Raw genomic sequence first — 22,709 nt, forward strand, 5'->3', positions numbered from 1 at the left:
CGGCCTGTCATGACCCTGCGGTACCCGCTTGCGGCAAAGCAAATGGGGAATCACTTTGCCATGACGGACGTCTCCTCGGACCTGGTTTTTCGCCGCGGCAAGGAAGTTGGAAAAGCCGTCTACCAGAACCGCGCGCTTTCGAAAGCTGGCATTTCCGAGCGGCTGTTCGCCTTCCTGTTTTCCGGCCTTGTCTATCCGCAGATCTGGGAAGATCCTGACGTCGACATGGACGCGATGCAACTTGGCCAGGGTCATCGCGTCGTCACCATCGCTTCCGGCGGCTGCAACATCCTGGCCTACCTTACCCGTTCGCCGGCACGGATCGACGCTGTCGACCTCAACGCCGCTCACATCGCGCTGAACCGCATGAAGCTTGAGGCAGTCCGCCATCTGCCTTCGCAGGGCGACCTGTTCCGCTTCTTCGGCGCCGCCGACACCAGCCACAATTCGGAAGCTTACGACCGTTTCATCGCGCCGCATCTCGACCCGGTCAGCCGCCACTATTGGGAACACCGCAACTGGCGCGGCCGCCGGCGTATTGGTGTCTTCGACCGCAATTTTTACCAGACCGGCCTGCTCGGCCTGTTCATCGCCATGGGCCACCGCACGGCGAAATTGTTCGGCGTCAACCCGGCCCGCATGATGGAAGCCAGGAATATCGGCGAACAGCGCCGCTTCTTCAACGAGGAGCTGGCGCCGGTCTTCGACAGGAAGCTGCTGAAATGGGCGACCTCGCGAAAAGCCTCGCTGTTCGGTCTCGGCATTCCGCCGGCGCAGTATGATTCGCTGATCACCTCCGGCGACGGCACCATGGCCAGCGTGCTTAAGGCCCGCTTGGAAAAGCTTGCCTGCGACTTCCCCTTGGAAAACAATTACTTCGCCTGGCAGGCCTTTGCTCGCCGCTACCCGGAACCAGGCGAGGCCGCCCTGCCCGCCTATCTGGAAAAGCACAATTACGAGACCATCCGCGGCAATGTCGACCGCGTCGCCATCCATCACGCCAACCTGATCGAATTCCTCGCCGGCAAGGATGCCGGCGCCGTCGACCGCTTCATCCTGCTCGACGCGCAGGACTGGATGACCGATGACCAGCTCAATGCACTGTGGTCGGAAATCACCCGCTCCGCCTCCACTGGGGCCCGCGTCATCTTCCGCACCGCCGCCGAGCCCAGTCTGTTGCCTGGCCGTGTCTCGACCTCTTTGCTCGACCAGTGGACCTATGAGAGCGATGCCTCGCGCGAATTCTCGGCCCGCGACCGCTCGGCCATCTATGGCGGTTTTCACCTCTATGTGAAGCGCGCAGCATGAGCACGACGGAGCTGCCGGCCAGCCACGCCGAACTGATGGACGGCGTCTACCGCTGGCAGCGCCATGTCTACGACCTGACCCGCAAATACTACCTGCTCGGCCGCGACAAGCTGATATCGGGACTGGACGTGCCATCGGGCGGCACCGTACTGGAACTCGGCTGCGGCACCGGCCGCAACATCATCCTCGCCGCCCGCGCCTATCCAGACGCGCGCTTCTTCGGCCTCGATATTTCGGCCGAAATGCTGGAGACGGCAGGCGCCGCGGTTGCCCGCGAAGGCCTCTCTGATCGCGTCATGCTGGCAAGGGGCGATGCCACGGATTTCAACGCGAAGGCGCTGTTTGGCCAAGGCAGCTTCGACCGCGTCTTCGTATCCTATTCGCTGTCGATGATCCCGGGCTGGGAGAAGACGGTATCGGCAGCACTTGCCGCGCTGGCCCCGATGGGCTCGCTGCACGTCGTCGATTTCGGCCAGCAGGAAGGTCTGCCAGGCTGGTTCCGCACCTTGCTGCGCGGCTGGCTGAAAAAATTCCACGTCACGCCGCGTGAATCCCTGCGCGACGTTCTGGAATCGGAAGCCGAGCGAACCGGCGCAACCTTCCGTTTCCGCACGCTTTGTCACGGTTATTCCTGGCTGGCTGTGATCAAGCTCGGCACCTGACATCGCAGACAAAACAGCCGTAGAACCCGGCGCGCTTTCGCCATCGGCGGCCCAACGCTCCAATTCCAAGGTCAATCCGGTGAACGCGATCAGCAGGGTTCGCCCTTCGCGATTGCAGAATGACCCAAAGGGTGGTACATTATCTCCATGCTGGAGATAGAAAGTGATCGTCGGGTTTCGGGACGGATGGCTGCGAGCCTTTTTCGTGGAAGACATCCATTCCCGCAACATTCCGTCCGATCTTGAAGGCCGGTTGTTCCGCAAGCTCCAGATGATCGATGACGCGACGACCGATCAGGATTTGCGCGTACCGCCGAGCAATCATTTCGAAAAGTTGCGTGGTAGTCTCGATGGCTTCCACTCAATCCGTGTCAACAACCAATGGCGGCTGATCTTTCGGTGGAATGGCGGCCGTGGTGAAGCGTCGGATATCCATCTCGACGATCATAGCTACAGATGAGACGACACATGTTGATGACCACACGCAAGCCGGCAACGGTGGGTGAAATCCTCACGGAAGAATTTATGCAACCACTTGGCCTGACACAGGCTGCTTTGGCGGAAGCGATGGGGGTTCAGCGCAAGCATGTCAACGAATTGTGCAACGACCGCCGCAACGTGACGGCCGCGACCGCGCTCATTCTGGCGCGGGTCTTTGGCAACAGCCCGGATTTCTGGCTCAACGTGCAGCGCCGCAGCGATCTTTGGCAGGTCATGAATTCACCCGAGGAGCGGGCGCGGATTGATCGCGCCAAGCCTTTGGCGACCGCGGCCTAGAAGAAACTCTACAGCAACCGACTGCCGCTTAATGCAGCGCCTTCACGAGCGCCCCCACCATTGCTTGCGGGCGGTAGTTGAACGTGGCCGGCGTTAGCCCGAGCCGCACCACCACCAATTGCTCAGACGGAATGATGGCGACGGTCTGTCCGTCATGGCCCTCCATCCAGTAAGTGTCCTTCGGCAGCCCGGCCGCGACGCCGGCGCCGGGGTTTTCCTCGTCGCCCGGCGCTTCGATCCATAACTGGCCCTTGCCGTAGACCTTCGAGGCGGATGCCGGCTCGCGCATCCATTCGACGAAGCCGGCCGGCAGGATTTGGTTGCCGTTCCATACACCGCCCTGCAGCAGGAACTGGCCGAAGCGGGCCCAGTCATGCGCTGTGGCGTAGAGATAGGACGAGCCGACGAAAGTGCCCTGCTCGTCGGTCTCGAGCACCGCGCTACGCATGCCGAGCGGCTCGAACAGCGCCATGCGCGGCCACGTCAATGCCTTGGCCTTGTCGCCGATCGCGTCCTGCCAGAGGCGCGACAGCATCACCGCCGTGCCACTCGAATAGGAAAACGTCTTGCCGACCTCACCGGTGAGGGTTTTGGTTGCGGCAAAGCCCGCCATGTCAGGTTCGAGATAGAGCATGCGCGTGACGTCGGCGACATCGCCATAGTCTTCGTTGAACTCCAGCCCGCTCGACATCGCCATCATGTCGGCAAGGCTGATCGCGGCGCGGCCGTCGGCCTTCCACGACGTGAACAGGCCCTTGTTGTCGACCGTCATCTTCCCATCCTTGACCAGCGTGCCGACGATAGCGGCATTCACTGTCTTGGTCATCGACCAGCCGAGCAGCGGCGTCTTGGCCGAAAAACCGTCGCCGTAGCGTTCGGCGACGACGCGGCCGTTCTTGATCACCACGATCGCGCGCATGCCGGTGCCGGCCAGCGCGTCATCCCCGACGATCTTCGAGACCTCGAGATTTTGCGAGGCATCGACCCGTTCGCCCTCGGGCCACAGCGCATCCTGACTGGTCGGCGATGGCGAGGCGTGGGTTGCCGTGCGCCGCGCCTTGCCGACATCGCCGTCGGGGACCGAGGCGCAGCCCAGCCCGTCGCGGGCAACCGCCTCGCTCTTGCCGAGGAAGCCGAGCAGGCCGGCCGAAACCGTCCCCCGGTTCTTGTCGACCGAAACCCGCATCAAGCGCAGCAGCGGGTGGCCCGGCGCCTGCACGTCGACGGCCAGCACCTCGTTGGCATCGCGCCCGGCGATGAAGACGTTGGAGCAGACGATCTTGGCCGAATAGCCCGAGCCGACGCGGATCAGTTCCGGCGGCGCGATATAGAGCCAGGCAAACAGCGCGGCGATAGCCAGCACGATCAGGCCAAGCAGCCATTTGACGATCTTGACGACGAACCGCATCCATTGCCTCCCAGGCATTCGCCTGACGTTTATGTCATCGAATTGCCGCCATTGCTTCCGCAAAATCGGGCCTCTTGTCGACCGCCATAAACCAGATATCAACCATGATCGGCGATCACAGGGGTGCATGTCGGCCAAAAGCGCTCAGCGGTTTTGGGACAACGACATGCACGAAAAACGAATATGCCAGGCGATGCGTGGGGCGATCGCCTGGAGGGGGCCAGACCAGCTTCGGCCATCAGTGCACAGACCCATCAGCGACCGGCTGATTCCGGCTTGGAAGTTGCGGATGCGCCGTCTTGCGGTCCTTTTCATGCTGACGCTGCTCGGCGCCTGCTCGACCGTGGACGATCTCTCGCCGCTGTCGCGATCCGCGTCGAGCAGCCCGACGGTGGCCGTGCGCGCGCCGCGCTTTGCCGATTCAAAGCCGCATGAGTGGGACAGCGGTGCGCCGTGGAATTATGCCGTCCATGGTACCGACGTCTCCAAATACCAGACCTCGGTCGATTGGCCGACGGCCAAGGCCAGCGGCATCTCCTTCGCCTTCATCAAGGCGACGGAAGGCGGCGACCGTTTCGATGAGTATTTCAGCGAACACTGGGCGCGCACGAAAGCCAACGGAATTCCACGCGCGGCCTATCATTTCTTCTATTTCTGCACTCCGGCGGCCACCCAGGCGCGCTGGTTCATCCAGAATGTCCCCGTCGACCGCTCCGCTATGCCTCCGGTTCTCGACATGGAATGGAACCCGAACTCGCCGACCTGCCGGCTGCGCCCCGACGCCGCCACGGTGCGCGCGGAGATGACGACCTTCCTCGAAATCGTCGAGCGGCATTACGGCAAGAAGCCGATCATCTACACCTCGGTCGACTTCTTCGACGACAATGAACTGTCGACCTTCCGCGGCTATCCCTACTGGCTGCGCTCGGTCGCCGGACACCCGCGCGAGAAATATGGCAGCCACCCTTTCACCTTCTGGCAGTACACCGGAACCGGCATCGTTCCCGGCATGACCGGCAAGTCCGACATCAACGTCTTCAACGGCTCCGAATCCGCCTGGAACAAGTGGCTGCGGCAGAACACGCGCTGACGCCGTGGCAACGGCAGCAAGCCGCCTGGAGAGGCACTGCGGCAGCAGACCCGTTGACACCGTGGCAACGGCAGCGAGGCCGCGGGAATGGGGGTTGCGGCAGAAGACCCGTTGACACCGTGACAACGGCAGCAAGCCGCGGGAATAGTGATTGCGACAGATCAGCCGTTGACACCGGGCCTGCCGCCTGCTTTCGACACAGCCAGCGCTAAAGAGTGCAACCGCTGATAATTCAGGGCGTTGCGCTTTCAGGCACGACAATGCCCTCTCGTTTCGAAAGGAAGCTGATGCGACTGCGTTCCCAAGCCCTCGCGGCGCTGTTCCTGTGCGCCACGGCCTTGCCGGCGATGGCGCAGGAATGCGGCGGCGATTTCGAAACCTGGAAGCAGGGTGTGGCGGCGGAAGCCAAGGCTGCCGGTGTCGGCGCGGTCGGTCTTGATGCGCTGGAGGACGCCAGGATCGACGAGAGGGCTCTGGCGCGCGACCGTGCGCAGGGCGTCTTCACGCAGACCTTCGTCCAGTTTTCCAACCGCATGATCTCGGCTTACCGGCTGAAGCAAGGTGCGGCGAACATGAAGAAATACGCCGACATCTTCGCCCGCGCCGACCAGCAGTTCGGCGTCCAGGCCCCGGTCATCACCGCCTTCTGGGCGCTTGAAACGGATTTCGGCGCCGTGCAGGGCGATTTCCATACGCTGAGCGCATTGGTGACGCTGTCGCATGACTGCCGCCGCCCGCAGCTTTTCCGCCAGCAACTGGTGCCGCTCCTAGAACTGATCGATCGCGGCGTGCTGCCGGCCGACGTCACCGGCGCCTGGGCCGGCGAGATCGGCCAGACGCAGATCCTGCCATCCGACTATCTTGCGCGGGGCATCGATGGCGACGGCGACGGCAAAATCGATCTGCGCGGCTCCGTGCCCGACGTGATCATGACCACGGGCAACAAGGTGCTGTCGCGCGGCTGGAAACGGGACGAACCCTGGATCCAGGAAGTGCGCGTGCCCGAAGAGATGCCGTGGGACCAGACCGGGCGCACCAACAAGCTGCCGCTGACGCAGTGGGCGCAGTGGGGCGTCACCAATCCCGACGGCTCGCCGCTGGCCGACAAGGGGCTGAAGGCCGGCCTGGCGCTGCCCATGGGCCGCAAGGGCCCGGCGTTCCTCACCTACGAGAATTTCGACGTCTATCTCGAATGGAACCAGTCCTTCACCTACGCGCTGACGGCGGCAAACCTCGCCGCGCGGCTGGCGGGCGCGCCGCCGCTCGACCCGCGCAATCCCGAGCCCGGCCTCACCAATGAGCAGATGAAAGAACTGCAGACCAAGCTCGAGGCCAGGGGCTACGACGTCGGCACCGTCGACGGCATTTTGGGCACCAACACCCGTGAAGCCATCCGCAAGGAGCAGATGCGGCTTGGCCTGCCGGTGGATGGCTGGCCGACGCCGGAGCTGCTGGGAAAATTGTGAAGAGAGTGGGTAGTGGGTAGTGGGTAGTGGGTAGTGAAATATAGAGATTCCCTGCGACTACTGACTACTCACCCCTTTTTTCCTAATCCGCCATCGTCTCCAAACTCGCGAACCCCACCGGCGCGTCGCCCTCGTCGAAGGGCGTCGTGACCTCGACGAAGGTGTCGGGATAGAAGCCGTTGAAGCGGGTTCTGAGCGACAGCGAGTAAGCGCCGATATGGCCGATCTCGATCCAGTCGCCGGTGTCGACGGTTTCCGGCAGCCAGAACGGCCGCGACAAGATGTCGACGGAATCGCAGGTCGCCCCGCACACCTTGAACGGTACGATCTTGTTCTCGTCGCCATTGCGCGTGCGGATTGCCGGATCGGGGATAAACCGCGCCGGCAGCGTGATCTTGCCGGTCCACGAATCCGACAGCGACGCCCAGATACCGTCATTGATGTAGAGCCGCTTGCCCTTGCGCAACAGCACGCGCACGATCAGCGACAGGCAGCGCGCGACGATCACCCGGCCCGGCTCCGCCACCAGCGGCATCTGGTCAAACTGATATTCCTTCAGGTCGCCGGAGAGCCGTGACATGATCTGGCCGAGCGACGGCATCTCGATCTGCTTGCGGTTGGGATCATGTCCGTATTCGGCCGGAAAGCCGCCGCCGACGTCGAGCCCGGCAATGTCGAAGGTCAGCCGGTTGCGCACCCAGTCGGCCGAGGCCAGCGCCCGCTCATAGGTGTCGGGATCCTCGATCTGGCTGCCGACATGGAAACACAGGCCGACCTTGTAGCCGGTGCGGTTCAGCCGCTCGGCGAGTTCGACCGCATAGGCAGGCCCGGCGCCGAATTTCTTGGATAGCTCGTAGGCGGCATGGCCCTTTGTCTGCACACGCACGAAGACGCTGACCGCGCCCGGGTCGATATCGAGCGCCCGGACCACACGGGTCAGCTTGGTGATCTCGTCCTCATGGTCGAGCGAGATGACGCGAATGCCGTATTTCTCCAGTGCCAGCTTGATGTCCGACTGCGCCTTGACCGGATGCATGTAGAGCATCTCCGCATCGGGCGAGACGGCGCGCACGGCGGCGAACTCGCCTGGTGAAGCGACGTCGAAGGCGGTGACGCCGGCCTCGACCAGCGTCTTCAGCACGATCTGCTCGCCATTGGTCTTGACCGCGTAGGCGGTCTTGCCGGGGAACATGCCCATGAATTGCTTCGCATCCGCCTTCAAGACCTCCGGGCGGAAGCAGTAGACCGGGTCGTCCGGGCGAAGCGCCAGTGCAGCCTCGCTTGCATTCTCGAATCGCTGCATGGACGAATCCTCGACTTCAGCTCGCACAATTAATCCAAGCTAGCGGCTAGCGCATGACCCCGAAAGTTATTTCGACTTTCGGAAAGGATCATGCGCCAGGGATGAACCTTGCAGCGTCCTTTGCGCGTCTCTGGAGGCGCGCGGCGCTGCAACGAAAACAATTCTGTGTCTCGTGCTCCTGACGGCACGGCACTGGCCTTTGCCGAAAGGATGGGCTGCCGGTCGGGTTTCGGGTGGCCCTTGCCGCCGGACCAGATATGGCTTCTGCCTGACGGCTGGCATTCCGGCTGGCATTCCGGCTGTCTGGAGAGGATTCATATGGCAGTGACCGCTGCATCTGCGCCACGCGGACCGATGACGCTCAGGGACTGGGGGCAATTGCTGCTGCTCGGCGCCATCTGGGGCGGCTCGTTCTTCTTCGCCCGCATCGCGGTGGCGGAGCTTCAACCGCTGGTGCTGGTGCTGTTTCGCGTCGCCATCGCGGCGATAGCCCTGCAGCTCTATCTCGGCTTGCGCGGACCGTCCTTCCGCGCCGCTCTGCCGCATGCCGGCCTGTTCTTCCTGCTGGCCTTCACCAACAATGTCGTCCCGTTCTCGCTGATCTTTGCCGGTCAAACCCAATTGGGGGCCGGCGTCGCTTCCGTCCTCAATGCCACGACGCCGTTCTGGACGCTGCTCCTGGCCAATGCGTTGACATCAGATGAAAAGCTGTCCTGGAACAAGCTCGCCGGCATTGGGCTCGGTGTCGCCGGCACCGCTGTGATGATCGGTCCCGGCCTGCTGGCGGGGCTCGGCGGCCCTGTCTGGGCCAAATTCGCGCTGATCGGCGCCTCGCTTTCCTATGGCATCGCGCTGATGGTCGCCCGCCGTTTCAAGGGCGTGCCCTCGCCGGTCGTCGCCACCGGGCAGTTGACGGCTTCGACCATCATCATGATCCCGATCGTGCTCTTCGCCCATGGCCCGGCCGGCCTGTTCTCCGCCTCGCCGCCGGTGTGGGCGGCAGTGCTGGCGCTGGCGCTTCTGTCGACAGCCTTCGCCTACATCCTCTACTTCAACCTTGTCGCCTCGGCCGGAGCCACCAACGCCTCGCTGGTCACGCTGATCGTGCCGGCCAGTGCCATGCTGCTCGGCTTTCTTTTCCTTGGCGAGCGGCTGGAATTGTTCGAGATCGGCGGTGTGGTGCTGATCGGACTTGGTCTTCTGACAATCGACGGGCGAGTGTTCGGACGGCGTTAGAGCTCGGCATGTGCAATCGCGAAAGTCGGAGGCGAGTTTCGCGGGGGTAGCGCTGCCACGACACAGCATCGACACGCCACCGCCATAATTTATTCACAGGCATGAAGCGGGGTTTTGCCAAGGAGTTTCAACGGCTAACGGCGAAACCGAAGTCGCAAAATCCACAATCACGTCGCAATGCAGCACATTTTCCGCTTGCCTGTGGCACAAATGAACCTAGACTCCAGGGCATAGCTCTTTAAGAGGAGGCTATGTCATGGGACTTACGAGGCCAATCAACGCATTGATGATTTGTGCTGCGTTTGCTTTCATCGGCGCCCTCATTATCGGCGTCCTTCCCTGAACCCGCCAAGACGGGGAAGACCAGCACCAAATAGTCCAACCGATTCGAAAGGCCGGGTTTTTACCCGGCCTTTTGCTTACCTGACTGACCCTCAGGCAGCAGCGGAGCCCGCCACCTCATGCGAGCGGATGCCGATCATATGGCAGACCGCGAAGACGAGGTCGGCCCGGTTCATTGTGTAGAAGTGGAAATCGCCCACGCCGCGCTCGACCAGGTCCAGAACCTGCTCGGCGGCCACGGCGGATGCCACCAGCGCATGCGTCTGAGGGTCGTTCTGCAGGCCGTCGAAACGCTCGGCCAGCCATGCCGGCACCAGCGCGCCGCAGCGCGCCGAGAAATTGGCGACCTGGGTGAAATTGTGCACCGGCAGGATGCCCGGAACGATCGGGATGTAGATGCCGGCGCGGCGCGCGCGCTCGACGTAACGTTCGTAGAGATCGTTGTCGAAGAAGAACTGGGTGATCGCCCGCGTCGCGCCGTTGTCGACCTTGCGCTTCAGCATGTCGATGTCGGTGGCGAAGTCAGGGCTTTCCGGATGCTTTTCCGGATAGGCCGAAACCGAGATGTCGAAATCGCCGGCGTCCTTCAGCGCCCCGACCAGCTCGGCGCCGTTGGCGTAGCCGTCCGGATGCGGCCGGTAGGCGGCGCCGACGCCTTCCGCCGGATCGCCGCGCAAGGCGACGAAGCGCTTCACGCCCATGTCGGTGAATTCCTGGATCACGGCGTCGACCTGATGGCGAGCGGCGTCGACGCAAGTCATGTGCGCGGCCGGCGTCAGGCTGGTCTCCTTCAGGATACGGCCGATGGTGCGCGCCGTGCGCTCACGCGTCGAACCGCCGGCGCCATAGGTCACCGAGACGAATTTCGGCTGCAGCGGCTCGAGCCTTGTGACCGTATCCCACAGTCTTGCCTCCATCTCGTCGTTCTTCGGCGGGAAGAACTCGAACGAAACCCTGACCTTGTCGCCGATATCGGGCCGGCGGGAAAAACGAAACTGGTTCATCAGGCGATTTCCCCTATCGAGCTCACTCTGGTCTGCTGGCTGGCATTGGCAGGATCGGCGATCAACAGGCGCCGGTCGCGGCCAAGCCAAAGCTTGACGGTGAGCCTGGCCTCGTTGCCGCCGCGCGGTTCGAACTCCTGGGCATCCTCGAGATCGAGGCCGGCTTCGGAGAACCATTCTCCGATCTGCCGGTCGGAAAAGCCCAGCCGCATATGCGCATGCTCGTCGCGCAGGAATTCCAGTGTGTGCGGCGCGAAATCGACGATGACGAGACGGCCGGCCGGGCGAAGCAGCCGCGCCGCCTCATGGATGGCGCGGGCTGGATCGTCGAGATAGTGCAGCACCTGGTGGATGGTGACGAGATCGAAGGCATCGCGCTCGACAGGCGGCGAAAAGATATCGCCCTGCCGCACCTGCGCATTCGAAACGCCGGCCTTGTCGAGATTGGCGCGCGCCACGGTCAGCATCTCTCGCGACATGTCGATGCCGATCCCCCGCCGGTAGAGCGGCGAGAAGATTTCGAGCAGCCGCCCGGTGCCGGTGCCAAGGTCGAGCATGGACTGGAACGGCCGCTTGCCGACCAGCTTCAGCATCGCGGCCTCCACCGCACGGTCGGGCACATGCAGCGAGCGGATATGATCCCAGCTTGCGGCGTTCTGCGAAAAGTACGCGGTGGCGCGGTCCTGGCGCTTGCGCTTGACCGAGGTCAGTCGCTCCAGATCACGCTCGACCTGCGGATCGGCGCCGCGAATGCCGGCAACCAGCCTCATCACGAAGTCTCGCGCCGAATCGGCGTCCGACAGGCGGAAGAACGCCCACGACCCTTCCTGGTAGCGGCCGATCAGCCCCGCCTCGAGCAGCAGCTTCAGGTGGCGCGAGACACGCGGCTGCGACTGGCCGAGAATTTCGGTAAGGTCGGAAACGGTGAGGTCGCCACGCGACAACAATGCCAATATGCGCAGGCGGCTGGATTCGGCCGCCGCCTTCAGCGTATCCACCATGGTGTCGAGCGAGACATGCATCAGCGTATTCTCTTTGAAAAGATATAAACATATGTTTATGTCGAATTCGGCGACCTTGCAAGCGCTATGTCGCTTCCGGACCAGAAAATGCCGCATGCGTGATTTCCCGGTCCGGATCAGCCCGAAACGTCTAGCGGTTTTGAGACAATGGCATGCACCAGCACAGAGACAGGCAATGACCGAACCGCGTGAGATGTTCGAGGCTCGCGAAGGCGAGCAGAGACTGGACCAGGATCCGGCCTTGATGCCGCCGGACGCCGGCATCGTCTTCATCGGCCGTATTGCCTCGCCGTGGATCACCCGGGATAGCTGCCCGAAGAACATGCGCGCCGCGCGCGAGGCGGGACAGCCCGCGGTGCTGGCCATCGATGCGCCCTATCGTGCGGGCCTGCGCGGGCTGGAGCGCGCCAGCCACGTCGTCATCCTGTCCTGGCTGCATCACGCGCCGCGGAATCTGATTGTGCAGAAACCCCGCCATGCGGCTGAAGCGAAAGGCGTATTCGGCCTGCGCTCCCCTGCCCGGCCGAACCCAATCGGCCTGCACATAGCCAAGCTCGTCGGATTGGACATCGGCACTGGGCGCGTCGACTTCGACGCCATTGACGTGCTCGACGGCACGCCGGTCATCGACATCAAACCATATTTCGCCTCGACCGATGCCATTGCCGAGGCGACCGTTGAGGGGCGCGGGGAGCAATGACCGCGCCCACCGGCCGCCGCCGCGCCATCGCCAAGGCTTTGACAGCACTTCTGCCGCTGGCGCCTTATGCCGACATGGAGAAGATCCGCACCGACGCCGGCTCGGTCCATATGAAAACCTTGCCGCCGACGATCGCGGTATGGCTGGCGACGATCGCCCACATCCGCCACATGCACACCGATTACGAAAAGCTGCTGGCCGAGGGCTATGACCGCGACTCCGCCCGTTTCTTCGTCATCGACCAAACCAACACCATGCTCACGCGCTGGCGCGCCACGCGCCTGCTCGACGCCGACGACGAGGAGGAATGAGGCCACTGCCGGGGAGATGGCGCTCTGCGTTTTGTTCAAAAAGATTCCCCCTCGCCTCTGGAAAATCACGGAACAGGCCGTATATGCCCGAAAGCGGAGAAGCCTCCGCTTCCATCCAGAAATTGCGCCCCGCAGGGGCAAGGATTCCACACATGACATCAAAGGTTTGGTTCATCACCGGATCGTCGAAAGGCTTTGGCCGCGTCTGGGCCGAGGCCGCACTGGCGCGTGGCGACCGCGTTGCAGCGACCGCCCGCGACACCGCCACGCTCGCCGATCTCGTCGATAGATACGGCGACAACATCGCCGCCATAAAGCTCGACGTCACCGACAAGAAAGCCGTCGATGCCGCTGTCGCCGAGGCGCACAAGCGCTTTGGCCGGCTCGACGTCGTCATCAACAATGCCGGCTACGGCCATTTCGGCGCCATCGAGGAAGTCAGCGAACAGGAAGCCCGCGACCAGATCGAGACCAATGTGTTCGGCGCGCTGTGGGTTACCCAGGCTGTCCTGCCGATCATGCGGGCGCAGCGCTCCGGCCACATCATCCAGATCTCGTCGATCGGCGGCGTCAATGCCTTTGCCTCGCTCGGCCTCTACCATGCCTCGAAATGGGCGCTGGAAGCCTTCAGCCAGTCGCTCAGCATCGAGGTCGCGGAATTCGGCATTCATGTCACGCTGGTCGAGCCGGGCGGCTTCTCCACCGACTGGTCGGGAGCATCGGCCAAGGTCTCCAAGCCGATCGAGGCCTATGCGCCCGCCCGCGCCAAGATGGCCGAGCGCCGCGCCAACTCGGTTGCTGGCGATCCCGAGGCGACCGGACCGGCGATGCTGGCCATCGTCGATGCGGCAGAGCCGCCGCTGAGGGTGTTCTTCGGCGATGGCGGCCTGCCGATGATACGCCAGGAATACGCCAACCGCCTCGCCACCTGGGACAAGTGGGACCACGTCTCCGTCATGGCGCAAGGCGTCAACAAGAACCGCAAGGGCTGACGCCGACCGTAATAGCTACGCCGCCTACTGGGCGGCGTAGCTATGCCTTGTAAATCCATTGCTCCGGCACACGCACCGAAATCTCTTCGCCGACCCTGACCACGCCGGGTTTTTCAACCCAGGCGACAAGGCCACGCAGCCGCTTCGCCGTCTGCGGGAAGAGCAGCGCGGCTGCATCGCGATCCGATGCATGGACATGCGTGGCGATGGATTGCCCGGCGACCCGGCACGGCTTGTTCTGCGCGTCGATTTTGATCGTCACGCCCCCTTGGAAGAACATCAGTGAGCCGGCCGGCAGCATCGACAGACGTGGCACGCCCCCGATCAGCATATTGGCGCCGATCCATTCCGGCTTGATCTCCTCCAGGCCCATGCGCTCGGCGACGATCGAAAGCTCGTCCGCGGCGACCAGCGACAATTGCCGCTCGTTGCGCATCTCCGTGCCGCGCGGATACCAAGGCTCGCGCCCACCGGAACGCCGCGTCGTTCCGGAATGGAAGTCATTCGCGATTCCGTCGAAGCCAAGATGCAATTCCTCGACGGCTTTCGTCTCGAAATGATCGGACGGAGCGGCATAGAGCGCCACTGCCTTTGCCGTCAGCTTGCGGCCCGGGACGATGTCGATCGTGGGCTCGGCAGTTGGAAAAAGTTCTAGGTTTGTTTCCTGCATGCTGCTGGTCTAGAGGCCTCGGACAATACGGTCCAGTTTAAAGCGCTGATGATCCGATCACTGCGTTTGATGCCGATCACGACGTTATTACCGGAAATGCCGTCATGTTGCAGCGAGCGCGTCCCATTGCCGCCGCGCCGCCTATATATATTCGGCGCCAGTCGGGAGGAGGAGGTTCGCATGCAGGTTGGACAGGCCATCGCAGCGCTCTGGCTGTTCTGGGTGGTATCCTGGATCCTCGCTGCATCCTGGGCCGATCCAGCCCAAAAGCGCGCCACCATCGGGGCGGAGGCCCGCTATCGCGTCTTCTGGCTGGCCGGCACCGTCCTGCTGTTCGTTCCAGCGCACGGCTATGAAGGCAGGCTGAGATTATGGACGCCGACCCTTGCCGAAGCCTGGGCCTGCGTTGCCCTGATCGCGGTCGGCATCGGCTTCGCATGGTGGGCACGCATCCATCTCGGGCGGTTGTGGTCCGCCACGGTCACAGCCAAGGCGGATCATCGCGTGGTCGACACCGGCCCCTATCGCCTGGTACGGCATCCGATCTATACCGGGCTGCTGCTGGCTGTGCTTGCCACCATGGCGGCAAAAGGCACGGTCTGGGGCATTGCAGGTACAGCCCTGCTCATCATCGGCGTCGTCATCAAGGCGAGGCTGGAGGAGCGTTTCCTGCGCGACGAACTCGGACCCGCCTATGACGATTACGCCAGGCGAGTGCCGATGCTGGTTCCCTTCACGCCGGCCTAGCGCGGCATCACCTCAGAGCATTCTCAGCAGCGCGCCACCGATCGAATATCCCGCACCGAAGGCGCAGATCAGGCCGTGATCGCCCGGTTTCATGTCGGCATGGTTCTCCGACAGCGCGATGATGGCTCCGGCGCCCGCCGTGTTGCCGAGCCGCTCCAGCACCATCGGCGCGCGGTCATGGCCGACATCGTGGCCGAACGCCAGTTTCAGGATCATCGCGTTCATGCGCGCATTGGCCTGGTGCAGCCAGAAGCGCCGCACCGCCTGCGGCGTCAGCCCGTGTTCGGCGAGGAATTCGACGATGAATTTGTGCCCGGCGACGGTCACTTCCTTGAACACCTTGTTGCCGACCTGCTTGATGAGGTTGCCTTCCAGGTCGATCCTGTAGGGATCATCCTGGGCGGTACGGGTATGATAGCCGAGATTGGTGCGGATGTTGTTCGACATCTGCGTCCAGATGCGCGTGTCCAGCACCTCGAAGCGGCCCGGCCGCCTCTCACCCTGGGCGAGCCCCTCCACCACCATCGACACCGAAGCGTCCCCGAAGATGAAATGCGTCTGCCGGTCGCGGAAATTGAGATGGCCGGTGATGATTTCCGGCGTCGTCACCAGGATGCGCTTGTGCGCGCCCGAGCGCACCAGATTGACCGCCATGTGCAGCGCAGCCGCGGCCGACGAACAGCCAAGCCCCATGTCGAAACCCGCGCCCCTCGTGCCCAGCGCCTCCTGCATTTCGATGGCGATCGCTGGATATGGCCTCTGCTGATGCGAGGACGAGCAGATCACCAGATCGATGTCCGAGGCCTCGACCCCGGCGTGGTCGATCGCCTTCCCAGCCGAAGCGATGCCGAATTCCGCCTGCAGCGAGAGCGTGTCGTCCGGACGCGCCGGAATGCGCGGCGCCATGCGGGTCGGGTCGAGAATGCCTTCACGCTCGACCACGTGGCGGGACTTCACACCTGAAGCATGAACGATGAAGTCGGCATCCGATTTCTGCAGCAGCGTCTCGCCGGCGGCCTGGCGCCGCGCGTTCTCGGTGTCGACCCAGGCATTGAAGCTGGCGACCAGTTCCTCATTCGTGATTACAGGCTTGGGAATTTCAGCGCCGATGCCGCTGATGATGACGCGATGCATGTTTAAGTCCGTCCATCCGCGGGCGTTGCGGCTTGATGTGGGCGCCGAAACGTTTCGGCGCAACATTTTTCTCACTCGGCCGGTTTACGCCGGCTTAAACCAAGGTTTAGGCCGGCTTAAACCAAGGTTTTTCGCCAGCCTATCCCGCCCCCTTGGCGACGATGAAAATGCGGGGGAAACGCAGCAGCACCTTGCCATCGGCGGTCTTCGGATAGGCCTTGGCGATCTTGGCCGTGTAGCTGTCGAGGAACAGCTTGCGCTCATCCGCGTCCAGCGGATCGAGGAAGGGCTTCAGCCCTGTCGACTTCACCCACTCGACGATCGCCTCGGCATCGGCCAGCGGATGGTTGTAGATGGTGTGCCAGATGTCGAGCCGAGCCGCGAGCGGCGACAGCAGGTCGTAGTAGAACGACACCGGCGGCAGCGGCGCACGGGCCGCATCCCTGATCTTTGCCGCGAAAGGCGCTTCGGCGGCGGTCTCCCGCATCAGGCGATGAGAATCCTCGGCCATATTGTCGGGCATCTGGACGGCTAGCGCGCCGCCGGGGGCCAGAAAACCCATCAGGCGCTGGAACACCGCCGGATGCTCCGGCAGCCACTGGAAGACGGCGTTGGCGAAGATCACGTTGACCGGCTCGGCCGGCTGCCAAGTCGACGCATCGGCGAGGTCGAAGCTGACATTGGGCAGCCGCGTCCTCGCCTTCTCGATCATGTCGGGAGAGGTGTCGAAGCCGCTCACTTGCGCATCCAGCCAGCGCTCGACCAGAAGTTCGGTCGAATTGCCCGGCCCGCAGCCGATATCGACAACCCGGCGCGGAAAGTCGACCGGCAGCTGCGCCACGAGGTCACGCGCGGGCCGCGTGCGCTCGTCCTCGAATTTCAGATACTGGGCGGCGGACCAATCAGCCATCCGGGCTCCTCATGTCAGCTTGAGAATTCGCCGCCCGGTGCCCCCTTACCGCGTCAGCCTCTTGTAGGTCATGCGGTGCGGGTTGACGGCTTCGGGCCCGAGCCGGCGGATCTTGTCCTGCTCGTAATCCTCGAAATTGCCCTCGAACCATTCGACGTGGCTGTCGCCCTCGAAGGCGAGGATGTGCGTCGCCAGGCGGTCGAGGAACATGCGATCGTGCGAGATGATAACCGCGCAGCCGCCGAAATTTTCCAGCGCGTCTTCGAGTGCCGCCAGCGTTTCCGTATCGAGATCGTTGGTCGGTTCGTCGAGCAGCAGAACATTGCCGCCGGTCTTCAGCATCTTGGCCAGGTGCACGCGGTTGCGCTGACCGCCGGAGAGGTTGCCGACCTTCTGCTGCTGGTCGCCGCCGCGGAAGTTGAAGGACGCGCAATAAGCGCGGGTGTTGGCCTCGAACTTGCCGAGCTTGACCACTTCGGCGCCGCCCGAAATTTCTTCCCACACGGTCTTCGACGGATCGAGCGCGTCGCGGCTCTGGTCGACATAGCCGAGCTTGACCGTCTCGCCGACGCGGACAGAACCCGCATCCGGCTTTTCCTGGCCGGTGATCATGCGGAACAATGTCGTCTTGCCGGCGCCGTTCGGGCCGATGACGCCGACAATGCCACCCGGCGGCAGCTTGAATTCGAGGCCTTCGATCAACAGCGTGTCGCCGAAGCCTTTCGACAGGCCCTCGACCTCGATGACCACGTTGCCGAGTCGCTCGCCATGCGGGATGACGATCTGCGTATCCGTCGGCCGCCGCTTATCAGCTGCATCGAGCAGATCCTGGAACGCCTGGATACGCGCCTTGGACTTGGTCTGGCGAGCCTTCGGGCTCGACTGGATCCACTCGCGCTCGCGGCCGATGGCGCGCTGGCGGGCGTCGTCCTCGCGGCCTTCCTGCTTGAGGCGCTTGGCCTTGGCTTCGAGGTACTTGGTGTAGTTGCCCTCATAAGGAATGCCGCGTCCGCGATCGAGTTCGAGAATCCAGCCGGTGACATTGTCGAGGAAGTAGCGGTCGTGGGTGATGATCATCACGGCGCCCGGATAGGCGCGCAGATGCTTTTCCAGCCATGCCGTCGTCTCGGCATCGAGATGGTTGGTCGGTTCGTCGAGCAGCAGAAGATCAGGCTGGCGCAGCAGCAGCTGACAGAGCGCGACGCGGCGGCGCTCGCCACCCGACAACTTGGTGACGTTGGCATCCTTTGGCGGGCAGCCCAGCGCTTCCATTGCCATCTCGACCTGCTGTTCGAGATCCCACAGGTTCAGCCGGTCCATCTCGTCCTGGAGCTTGGCCGACTCGTCGGCCGTCTCGTCGGAATAGTTCATCATCAATTCGTTGTAACGCTCGATGATGGCGGTCTTGGCCGCGACACCTTCCATGATGTTCTCGAACACGGTCTTGTCCGGATCGAGCGCCGGCTCCTGCGCCAGGTAGCCGACAGTGGCGCCTTCGGCGAGCCACGCCTCACCGCTCCAGTCCTTGTCGATGCCGGCCATGATCTTGAGGATCGTCGACTTGCCGGCGCCGTTTGGGCCCAGGATGCCGATCTTGGCGTCCGGGTAGAAGGACAGATGAACGTTCTCGAGCACCTTCTTGGTGCCATAGGCCTTGTTGAGGCCGGCCATGTGATAGATGAACTGGCGTGCCACGCGCGCTTTCCCTGAAAAATGACTGGATTTGTCGAATTGAATGGAGGTTGGCCGCTATGTAGGCGATGCGGCGCCGAACGGCAATCGCTTTTGCCATATCAGGCCAACCACACGGACAAGTGTGCACCGACAGCCAGGTTTTCAACCGGTCGATGGCACGCGGAAATCTCCGGTTAACCCTTCCACGTCAAAACAGGATCGGAGTGGAATCGCTGGCTGGCCGCGATTTCGAAAAGAGAGCGGATCGACGGCATTGCTGAACAGTTTCCTGCTCCTTGCCGAAGCGATTGTCTACTTCAGCGTCATGGTGACGCTTTTCCGCTTCCGCAAGCGCATCGGGCTGGGCGTCTTCATCTGCGCACTCGGCGTCATGCATTTCCTGGAAACCTATCTCGCCAGCGTCTTCTACGTCGCGCTGCCGTTTGGCATGGTCTCGCCGGGCTCGGCGGTGCTGTTTTCGGGCAAGCTGGTGATGCTCCTTCTGCTCTACATGAAGGAGGATGCCGCCACCGTGCGCCAGCCGATCTATGGCCTGCTGCTCGGCAATGCGCTGATGATCGGTCTGGTTCTGCTCCTGCGCCTGCACGCCATCGCTCCGCTTCCCGATGGCCGGCTCCCCGACATCGGCTTTATCGACGAGATGGGCTGGCTGATGGTTTGGGGCACGACGCTGCTGTTCGTCGATGCCATCCTGATCATCCTGCTTTATGAGAAACTTGGACGCGTCCTGCGCAAGGCGCGGTTCGCACGCATCCTGATTTGCGTCGCCTGCGTGCTGACTTTCGATCAGGCGGGGTTCTTCACCGCGCTGCATTTCGTTGCCGGCGCGCCGATCGCGGTCTTCTTCGGCGGCTGGTTCGCCAAGATGGCGGCGGCACTGACCTTCAGCGCCATGCTGGTCGCCTATCTCAAATGGTTCGAGGTCCGGGATGTCCAGATGCCGCGTGGGCTGACCGACATCTTCGAGACCTTGACCTATCGCGAACGCTACGAGGCGCTGGTCGAACATGTCGGCCGCGATGGCCTGACCGGACTGCTGCACAGGGGACGCTTCGATGCCGATGGCGAGGCCGCCGTCCAGTCCAGCCTGCGCACGGCGAGGCCGCTCAGCCTGCTCATCGTCGACGTCGACCACTTCAAGTCGATCAACGATCGTTTCGGCCATGCCGAAGGCGACAAGGTGCTGAAGGCGGTCGCGACCGTACTTTGCGAGGCGGCAGGCGCCGAGGACCAGGTGTTCCGGATCGGCGGCGAGGAATTCGCGATCCTGAGTTCGCGTCCACACTCCGTCGCCAGGCTCTTTGGCGAAAGCGTCCGCACCGCGCTCAAAGCATCGGCCGCCACCAGCCGGTTCGAATTGACCGTCAGCGCCGGCGTTTCCACCGTCAGCGAAACGACGCAGTGCCTGGCCGACCTGTTCGCGCTCGCCGACCAACGCCTTTACAAGGCGAAATCGACCGGACGCGACCGCGTCGTCGGCGAACCCGGCGGGCATGAAGCCGACGCCGATATCGCCTGGACCAGGTCCGCGCAGATCTAGCCAAAGTCAGTCCAGACCCAACCTTGTCGCTACGATTTCCCCTGCCGTGCCGGCGCGCTGCTCGTCATGCCACTCATGCAACCCCCGCTGAATGAACACCGCCATGCCAACATAACAGCAGGCACGGCAAGCGAAAGCCCGGCTGGCTGCCTAAATCCGTGCCCGTGCGTTACTGGAACCCGATCGCGTCGACCGTGCCGGTCGGGCAACCGGCCTTGTTGGTCGGCACGGAGGCCAGCAGCAGATCCTTGAGCGAGCTGTTCGGACCGATCGGGCCGGCAAGGCCAAGCGTCAGTTCGCCGATCAGCCGCCGGCCGCTCGACGGATCGATAAGGCAGGACACACGCACCCGGTCCCCTGCTCCCGCGCCGAAGGACTGGTCGAAGGCGCTGCGGATCTGGTCCGCGGTCAGCTTGCCGCCGATATTTTTGGCGAAGAGGTCGCGCACGGGCGAGCTGTTGACCTCACGCATCAAATGAAGGGCGTCGGAAAAATACTCCTGCTGGCTTTTGCCATAGCAGGTGCCGTGCTTGATCCATTCATGCCGTTCCAGCTTCGAGGCGGTGCCCGGCATCACCTTGTCGAGCTCGGCGCGGGTCTCGGCATCGAGGTTGACCGGTGGCAGGTCCTGCCAGTGAGCCGGATTGTCATTGGCCTTGTCGCTGGCCGAAGCCTGGCAATAGAAATTGCCGTTCGGCTGCGGCCACAGGCCGTGCAGCGTGAAATTGGTGGCATCGAATTCGCCAGGGTTCTGCGCCTTGCATTCGGTCTTGTTCGACTTGGTCTCGCAGAAGGCCGGCTGCCAGCTCAGCGCGAAGACATATTCGGGTTTTCCCGAGGCCGCCGGCTTGCCTTGCCCGCCCGGTGCCGCCGGCGCGGTCACCGCACTGCTGCCCGACAGATGGCCGCAGCTGACCTTCACCCAACGGCGCTCGGGATCGGCGCCCGGCACCAGGATGAGGTAGTGGCTCGGAGCGTCCTTGTTGCCGGCCAGCAATTGATAGGTCTTGCCCGCATCGGTCGAGACATTGCCGGGGTTCTTGGCGTTCTTGATCGCCTGCGTCGCGGGACAGGCAGCGTCGGCCACGAAGGTGCCGCTCATCTTGACGTCGGCATGCGCCGCGCCTGCCAGCGACCCCGCCAGCAAGGCCAATCCGAAAACAACAGCAATGCGCATGGAGAATCCCCTGCTGGAAAGTGGGCGACAGACTGAAGCTGTCTCCATGTCAGAATTGCGATATTTTGCGGGCCCGTGGCAAGAAAGATCGTCGCGGAAAAGCCGGCAGGCCCGATTGACGCAAATCTGGCGCCGGCGCACACGTTGGACATTGCAAAGGGCGGAACCAGGGGGAGGCCAGCCGGCATGCCATTCAGCCAGCAGCGCGTGGTCCGCTCGCCGACCGGCGCCGACCTCAATCTGTTCGTCCGGCAGGCCGACAGCTCTCCGCGTGCGGTGGTCCAGATCAATCATGGCCTGGCCGAGCATGCCGGGCGCTACGACCGCTTCGCCGGTTTCCTGGCCGCTCGGGGTTTCCATGTCTATGTCCATGATCACCGTGGCCATGGGACGACCAGGGCGCCCGACGCGCCGCTCGGCAGATTCGCCGACAAGGACGGCCCGGCCAAGGTGATCGCCGATGTCGACGCCATCCGCGATCTTATCGCCCGCGAGCAGCCTGACCTGCCGGTGATCCTTTTCGGCCACTCGATGGGCGCGTCCGTGGCGCTGAACTACTTGTTACGGCACTCGAATCGGATCCATGCCGCAGCCATCTGGAACGGCAATTTCTCGCAGGGCCTGCTCGGCCAGGTGGCGCTCGGCATCCTGGCCTGGGAACGGATGCGGCTGGGCTCCGATGTCCCGTCGCGCCTGCTGCCGAAACTCACCTTCCAGGCCTGGGGCAAGGCGGTCCCCGACCATCGCACCTTGTTCGACTGGCTTTCGCGCGACGAGGCGGAAGTCGCGAAATACATCGCCGATCCGCTCTGCGGCTGGGATGCCTCCATATCGATGTGGCGCGATGTGGTCGCGATGGCGCTGAACGGCGGCAAGGATGCGGCCTTTGCCGGCATCCGGCGCGACCTTCCCGTCGCCATCGTTGGCGGCGAGAAAGACCCTGCCTCGGACTACGGCAAGGGCATCACCCATCTCGCGAACCGCATGCGCAAGATGGGCTTTTCTAATCTGGTTTCGAAGGTTTACGCCGACACCCGCCACGAGAGCCTGAACGAGGTGAACCGGGACATCGTCATGGACGATTTCGCCAACTGGGCGGACGCTGTCCTGAAAGCCCGACGGTTTGGCCCATCGCAAGAACCGTGACAGCCGCCGCCGGGCTTGATAGAGGCTCTGCTTTCGCAGCGATCAGGATGATTGCAGCAACCACGGTGA

22 protein-coding genes are annotated in these 22,709 nt (G+C 63.2%); 13 read left to right on the plus strand and 9 right to left on the minus strand.

The features are described 5' to 3' along the window. Nucleotides 1-9: 9 nt before the first annotated feature. The 4 genes from LB557_RS22315 (at nt 10) to LB557_RS22330 (ending at nt 2,747) form a co-directional block, all read left to right on the plus strand. Entirely contained in the window at nt 10-1,308 is a 1,299-nt protein-coding gene (locus LB557_RS22315) for a DUF3419 family protein (protein WP_224641308.1), read from the plus strand. Next, nucleotides 1,305-1,970 carry a class I SAM-dependent methyltransferase gene (locus LB557_RS22320; RefSeq protein ID WP_224641306.1) on the plus strand — a complete coding sequence of 222 codons (666 nt, stop codon included), beginning with the start codon at nt 1,305-1,307 and terminating at the stop codon, nt 1,968-1,970. Before LB557_RS22315 ends, LB557_RS22320 begins: the two co-directional genes overlap by 4 nt. A 163-nt stretch (nt 1,971-2,133) precedes the next feature. Continuing rightward, the gene (locus LB557_RS22325) at nt 2,134-2,430 is read left to right on the plus strand and encodes a type II toxin-antitoxin system RelE/ParE family toxin (RefSeq protein WP_140615608.1); all 297 of its coding nucleotides are present in this window, start codon (nt 2,134-2,136) and stop codon (nt 2,428-2,430) included. 8 nt (nt 2,431-2,438) lie between these two features. Next, nucleotides 2,439-2,747 carry a HigA family addiction module antitoxin gene (locus LB557_RS22330; protein WP_015317189.1) on the plus strand — a complete coding sequence of 103 codons (309 nt, stop codon included), beginning with the start codon at nt 2,439-2,441 and terminating at the stop codon, nt 2,745-2,747. 28 nt (nt 2,748-2,775) lie between these two features. On the opposite strand, the gene LB557_RS22335 is transcribed toward LB557_RS22330, so the two are convergent. Beyond that, nucleotides 2,776-4,155 carry a serine hydrolase domain-containing protein gene (locus LB557_RS22335; protein WP_224641303.1) on the minus strand — a complete coding sequence of 460 codons (1,380 nt, stop codon included), beginning with the start codon at nt 4,153-4,155 and terminating at the stop codon, nt 2,776-2,778. A gap of 289 nt (nt 4,156-4,444) precedes the next feature. Here LB557_RS22335 and LB557_RS22340 point away from each other — a divergent pair, with 289 nt between their 5' ends. Together LB557_RS22340 and LB557_RS22345 are read left to right on the plus strand one after the other, a co-directional pair. Further along, nucleotides 4,445-5,245, plus strand: a complete 801-nt coding sequence (locus tag LB557_RS22340) for a GH25 family lysozyme (RefSeq protein WP_224641302.1) — start codon at nt 4,445-4,447, stop codon at nt 5,243-5,245. Between the two features lie 287 nt (nt 5,246-5,532). Then, a complete protein-coding gene (locus LB557_RS22345; protein WP_224641299.1) occupies nt 5,533-6,711 on the plus strand; it encodes a lytic murein transglycosylase in 1,179 nt (392 codons plus the stop codon). Nucleotides 6,712-6,793: 82 nt separating this feature from the next. Here the strand turns inward: LB557_RS22345 and LB557_RS22350 are convergent, their stop codons facing one another. Next, a complete protein-coding gene (locus LB557_RS22350; protein WP_224641296.1) occupies nt 6,794-8,014 on the minus strand; it encodes an alanine racemase in 1,221 nt (406 codons plus the stop codon). A gap of 318 nt (nt 8,015-8,332) precedes the next feature. Between LB557_RS22350 and LB557_RS22355 the strand changes: the two genes are divergently transcribed. Further along, nucleotides 8,333-9,250 carry a DMT family transporter gene (locus tag LB557_RS22355; protein ID WP_224641294.1) on the plus strand — a complete coding sequence of 306 codons (918 nt, stop codon included), beginning with the start codon at nt 8,333-8,335 and terminating at the stop codon, nt 9,248-9,250. A 434-nt stretch (nt 9,251-9,684) separates the two neighbouring features. Here the strand turns inward: LB557_RS22355 and metF are convergent, their stop codons facing one another. Both metF and LB557_RS22365 read right to left on the minus strand, forming a co-directional pair. After that, entirely contained in the window at nt 9,685-10,596 is a 912-nt protein-coding gene (gene metF / locus LB557_RS22360; RefSeq protein ID WP_023769638.1) for a methylenetetrahydrofolate reductase [NAD(P)H], read from the minus strand. Further along, the gene (locus tag LB557_RS22365) at nt 10,596-11,618 is read right to left on the minus strand and encodes an ArsR/SmtB family transcription factor (protein ID WP_015317182.1); all 1,023 of its coding nucleotides are present in this window, start codon (nt 11,616-11,618) and stop codon (nt 10,596-10,598) included. Before LB557_RS22365 ends, metF begins: the two co-directional genes overlap by 1 nt. 193 nt (nt 11,619-11,811) lie before the next feature. On the opposite strand from LB557_RS22365, the gene tsaA reads away from it, so the two are divergent. The 3 genes from tsaA (at nt 11,812) to LB557_RS22380 (ending at nt 13,621) form a co-directional block, all read left to right on the plus strand. Beyond that, entirely contained in the window at nt 11,812-12,318 is a 507-nt protein-coding gene (gene tsaA / locus LB557_RS22370; RefSeq protein ID WP_224713094.1) for a tRNA (N6-threonylcarbamoyladenosine(37)-N6)-methyltransferase TrmO, read from the plus strand. Then, nucleotides 12,315-12,629 (plus strand): DUF2293 domain-containing protein, encoded by a 315-nt coding sequence (locus LB557_RS22375; protein WP_140615592.1) that lies wholly within the window; start codon nt 12,315-12,317, stop codon nt 12,627-12,629. The genes tsaA and LB557_RS22375 overlap by 4 nt, the downstream gene beginning before the upstream one ends. A gap of 152 nt (nt 12,630-12,781) precedes the next feature. Beyond that, complete coding sequence (locus LB557_RS22380) at nt 12,782-13,621, plus strand: SDR family oxidoreductase (protein ID WP_140615590.1); 840 nt, start codon at nt 12,782-12,784, stop codon at nt 13,619-13,621. Nucleotides 13,622-13,661: 40 nt separating this feature from the next. On the opposite strand, the gene LB557_RS22385 is transcribed toward LB557_RS22380, so the two are convergent. Then, nucleotides 13,662-14,291 (minus strand): MOSC domain-containing protein, encoded by a 630-nt coding sequence (locus tag LB557_RS22385; RefSeq protein ID WP_224641292.1) that lies wholly within the window; start codon nt 14,289-14,291, stop codon nt 13,662-13,664. Between the two features lie 180 nt (nt 14,292-14,471). Here LB557_RS22385 and LB557_RS22390 point away from each other — a divergent pair, with 180 nt between their 5' ends. Next, complete coding sequence (locus tag LB557_RS22390) at nt 14,472-15,038, plus strand: methyltransferase family protein (RefSeq protein ID WP_224641289.1); 567 nt, start codon at nt 14,472-14,474, stop codon at nt 15,036-15,038. Between the two features lie 12 nt (nt 15,039-15,050). Here LB557_RS22390 and LB557_RS22395 read toward each other — a convergent pair whose 3' ends face one another. From LB557_RS22395 to ettA, 3 genes are all read right to left on the minus strand, one after another. Beyond that, nucleotides 15,051-16,172 (minus strand): beta-ketoacyl-ACP synthase III, encoded by a 1,122-nt coding sequence (locus LB557_RS22395; protein ID WP_224641287.1) that lies wholly within the window; start codon nt 16,170-16,172, stop codon nt 15,051-15,053. A gap of 139 nt (nt 16,173-16,311) precedes the next feature. Then, nucleotides 16,312-17,082, minus strand: coding sequence for a trans-aconitate 2-methyltransferase (gene tam, locus LB557_RS22400; protein WP_224641285.1), 771 nt, complete (start codon nt 17,080-17,082; stop codon nt 16,312-16,314). Nucleotides 17,083-17,127: 45 nt separating this feature from the next. Continuing rightward, nucleotides 17,128-18,777: an energy-dependent translational throttle protein EttA gene (ettA, locus tag LB557_RS22405; RefSeq protein WP_015317172.1), complete on the minus strand. Its 1,650-nt coding sequence runs from the start codon at nt 18,775-18,777 to the stop codon at nt 17,128-17,130. 253 nt (nt 18,778-19,030) lie between these two features. On the opposite strand from ettA, the gene LB557_RS22410 reads away from it, so the two are divergent. Then, nucleotides 19,031-20,317 carry a sensor domain-containing diguanylate cyclase gene (locus tag LB557_RS22410; protein WP_015317171.1) on the plus strand — a complete coding sequence of 429 codons (1,287 nt, stop codon included), beginning with the start codon at nt 19,031-19,033 and terminating at the stop codon, nt 20,315-20,317. Between the two features lie 169 nt (nt 20,318-20,486). On the opposite strand, the gene LB557_RS22415 is transcribed toward LB557_RS22410, so the two are convergent. Then, nucleotides 20,487-21,494 carry a ribonuclease T2 family protein gene (locus tag LB557_RS22415; RefSeq protein WP_224583459.1) on the minus strand — a complete coding sequence of 336 codons (1,008 nt, stop codon included), beginning with the start codon at nt 21,492-21,494 and terminating at the stop codon, nt 20,487-20,489. 186 nt (nt 21,495-21,680) lie between these two features. Between LB557_RS22415 and LB557_RS22420 the strand changes: the two genes are divergently transcribed. Next, the gene (locus LB557_RS22420; protein ID WP_224641283.1) at nt 21,681-22,640 is read left to right on the plus strand and encodes an alpha/beta fold hydrolase; all 960 of its coding nucleotides are present in this window, start codon (nt 21,681-21,683) and stop codon (nt 22,638-22,640) included. Nucleotides 22,641-22,709 lie beyond the last annotated feature (69 nt).

It is taken from the genome of Mesorhizobium sp. BR115XR7A, from assembly GCF_020165315.1.
Classification (GTDB): Bacteria; Pseudomonadota; Alphaproteobacteria; order Rhizobiales; family Rhizobiaceae; genus Mesorhizobium; species Mesorhizobium australicum.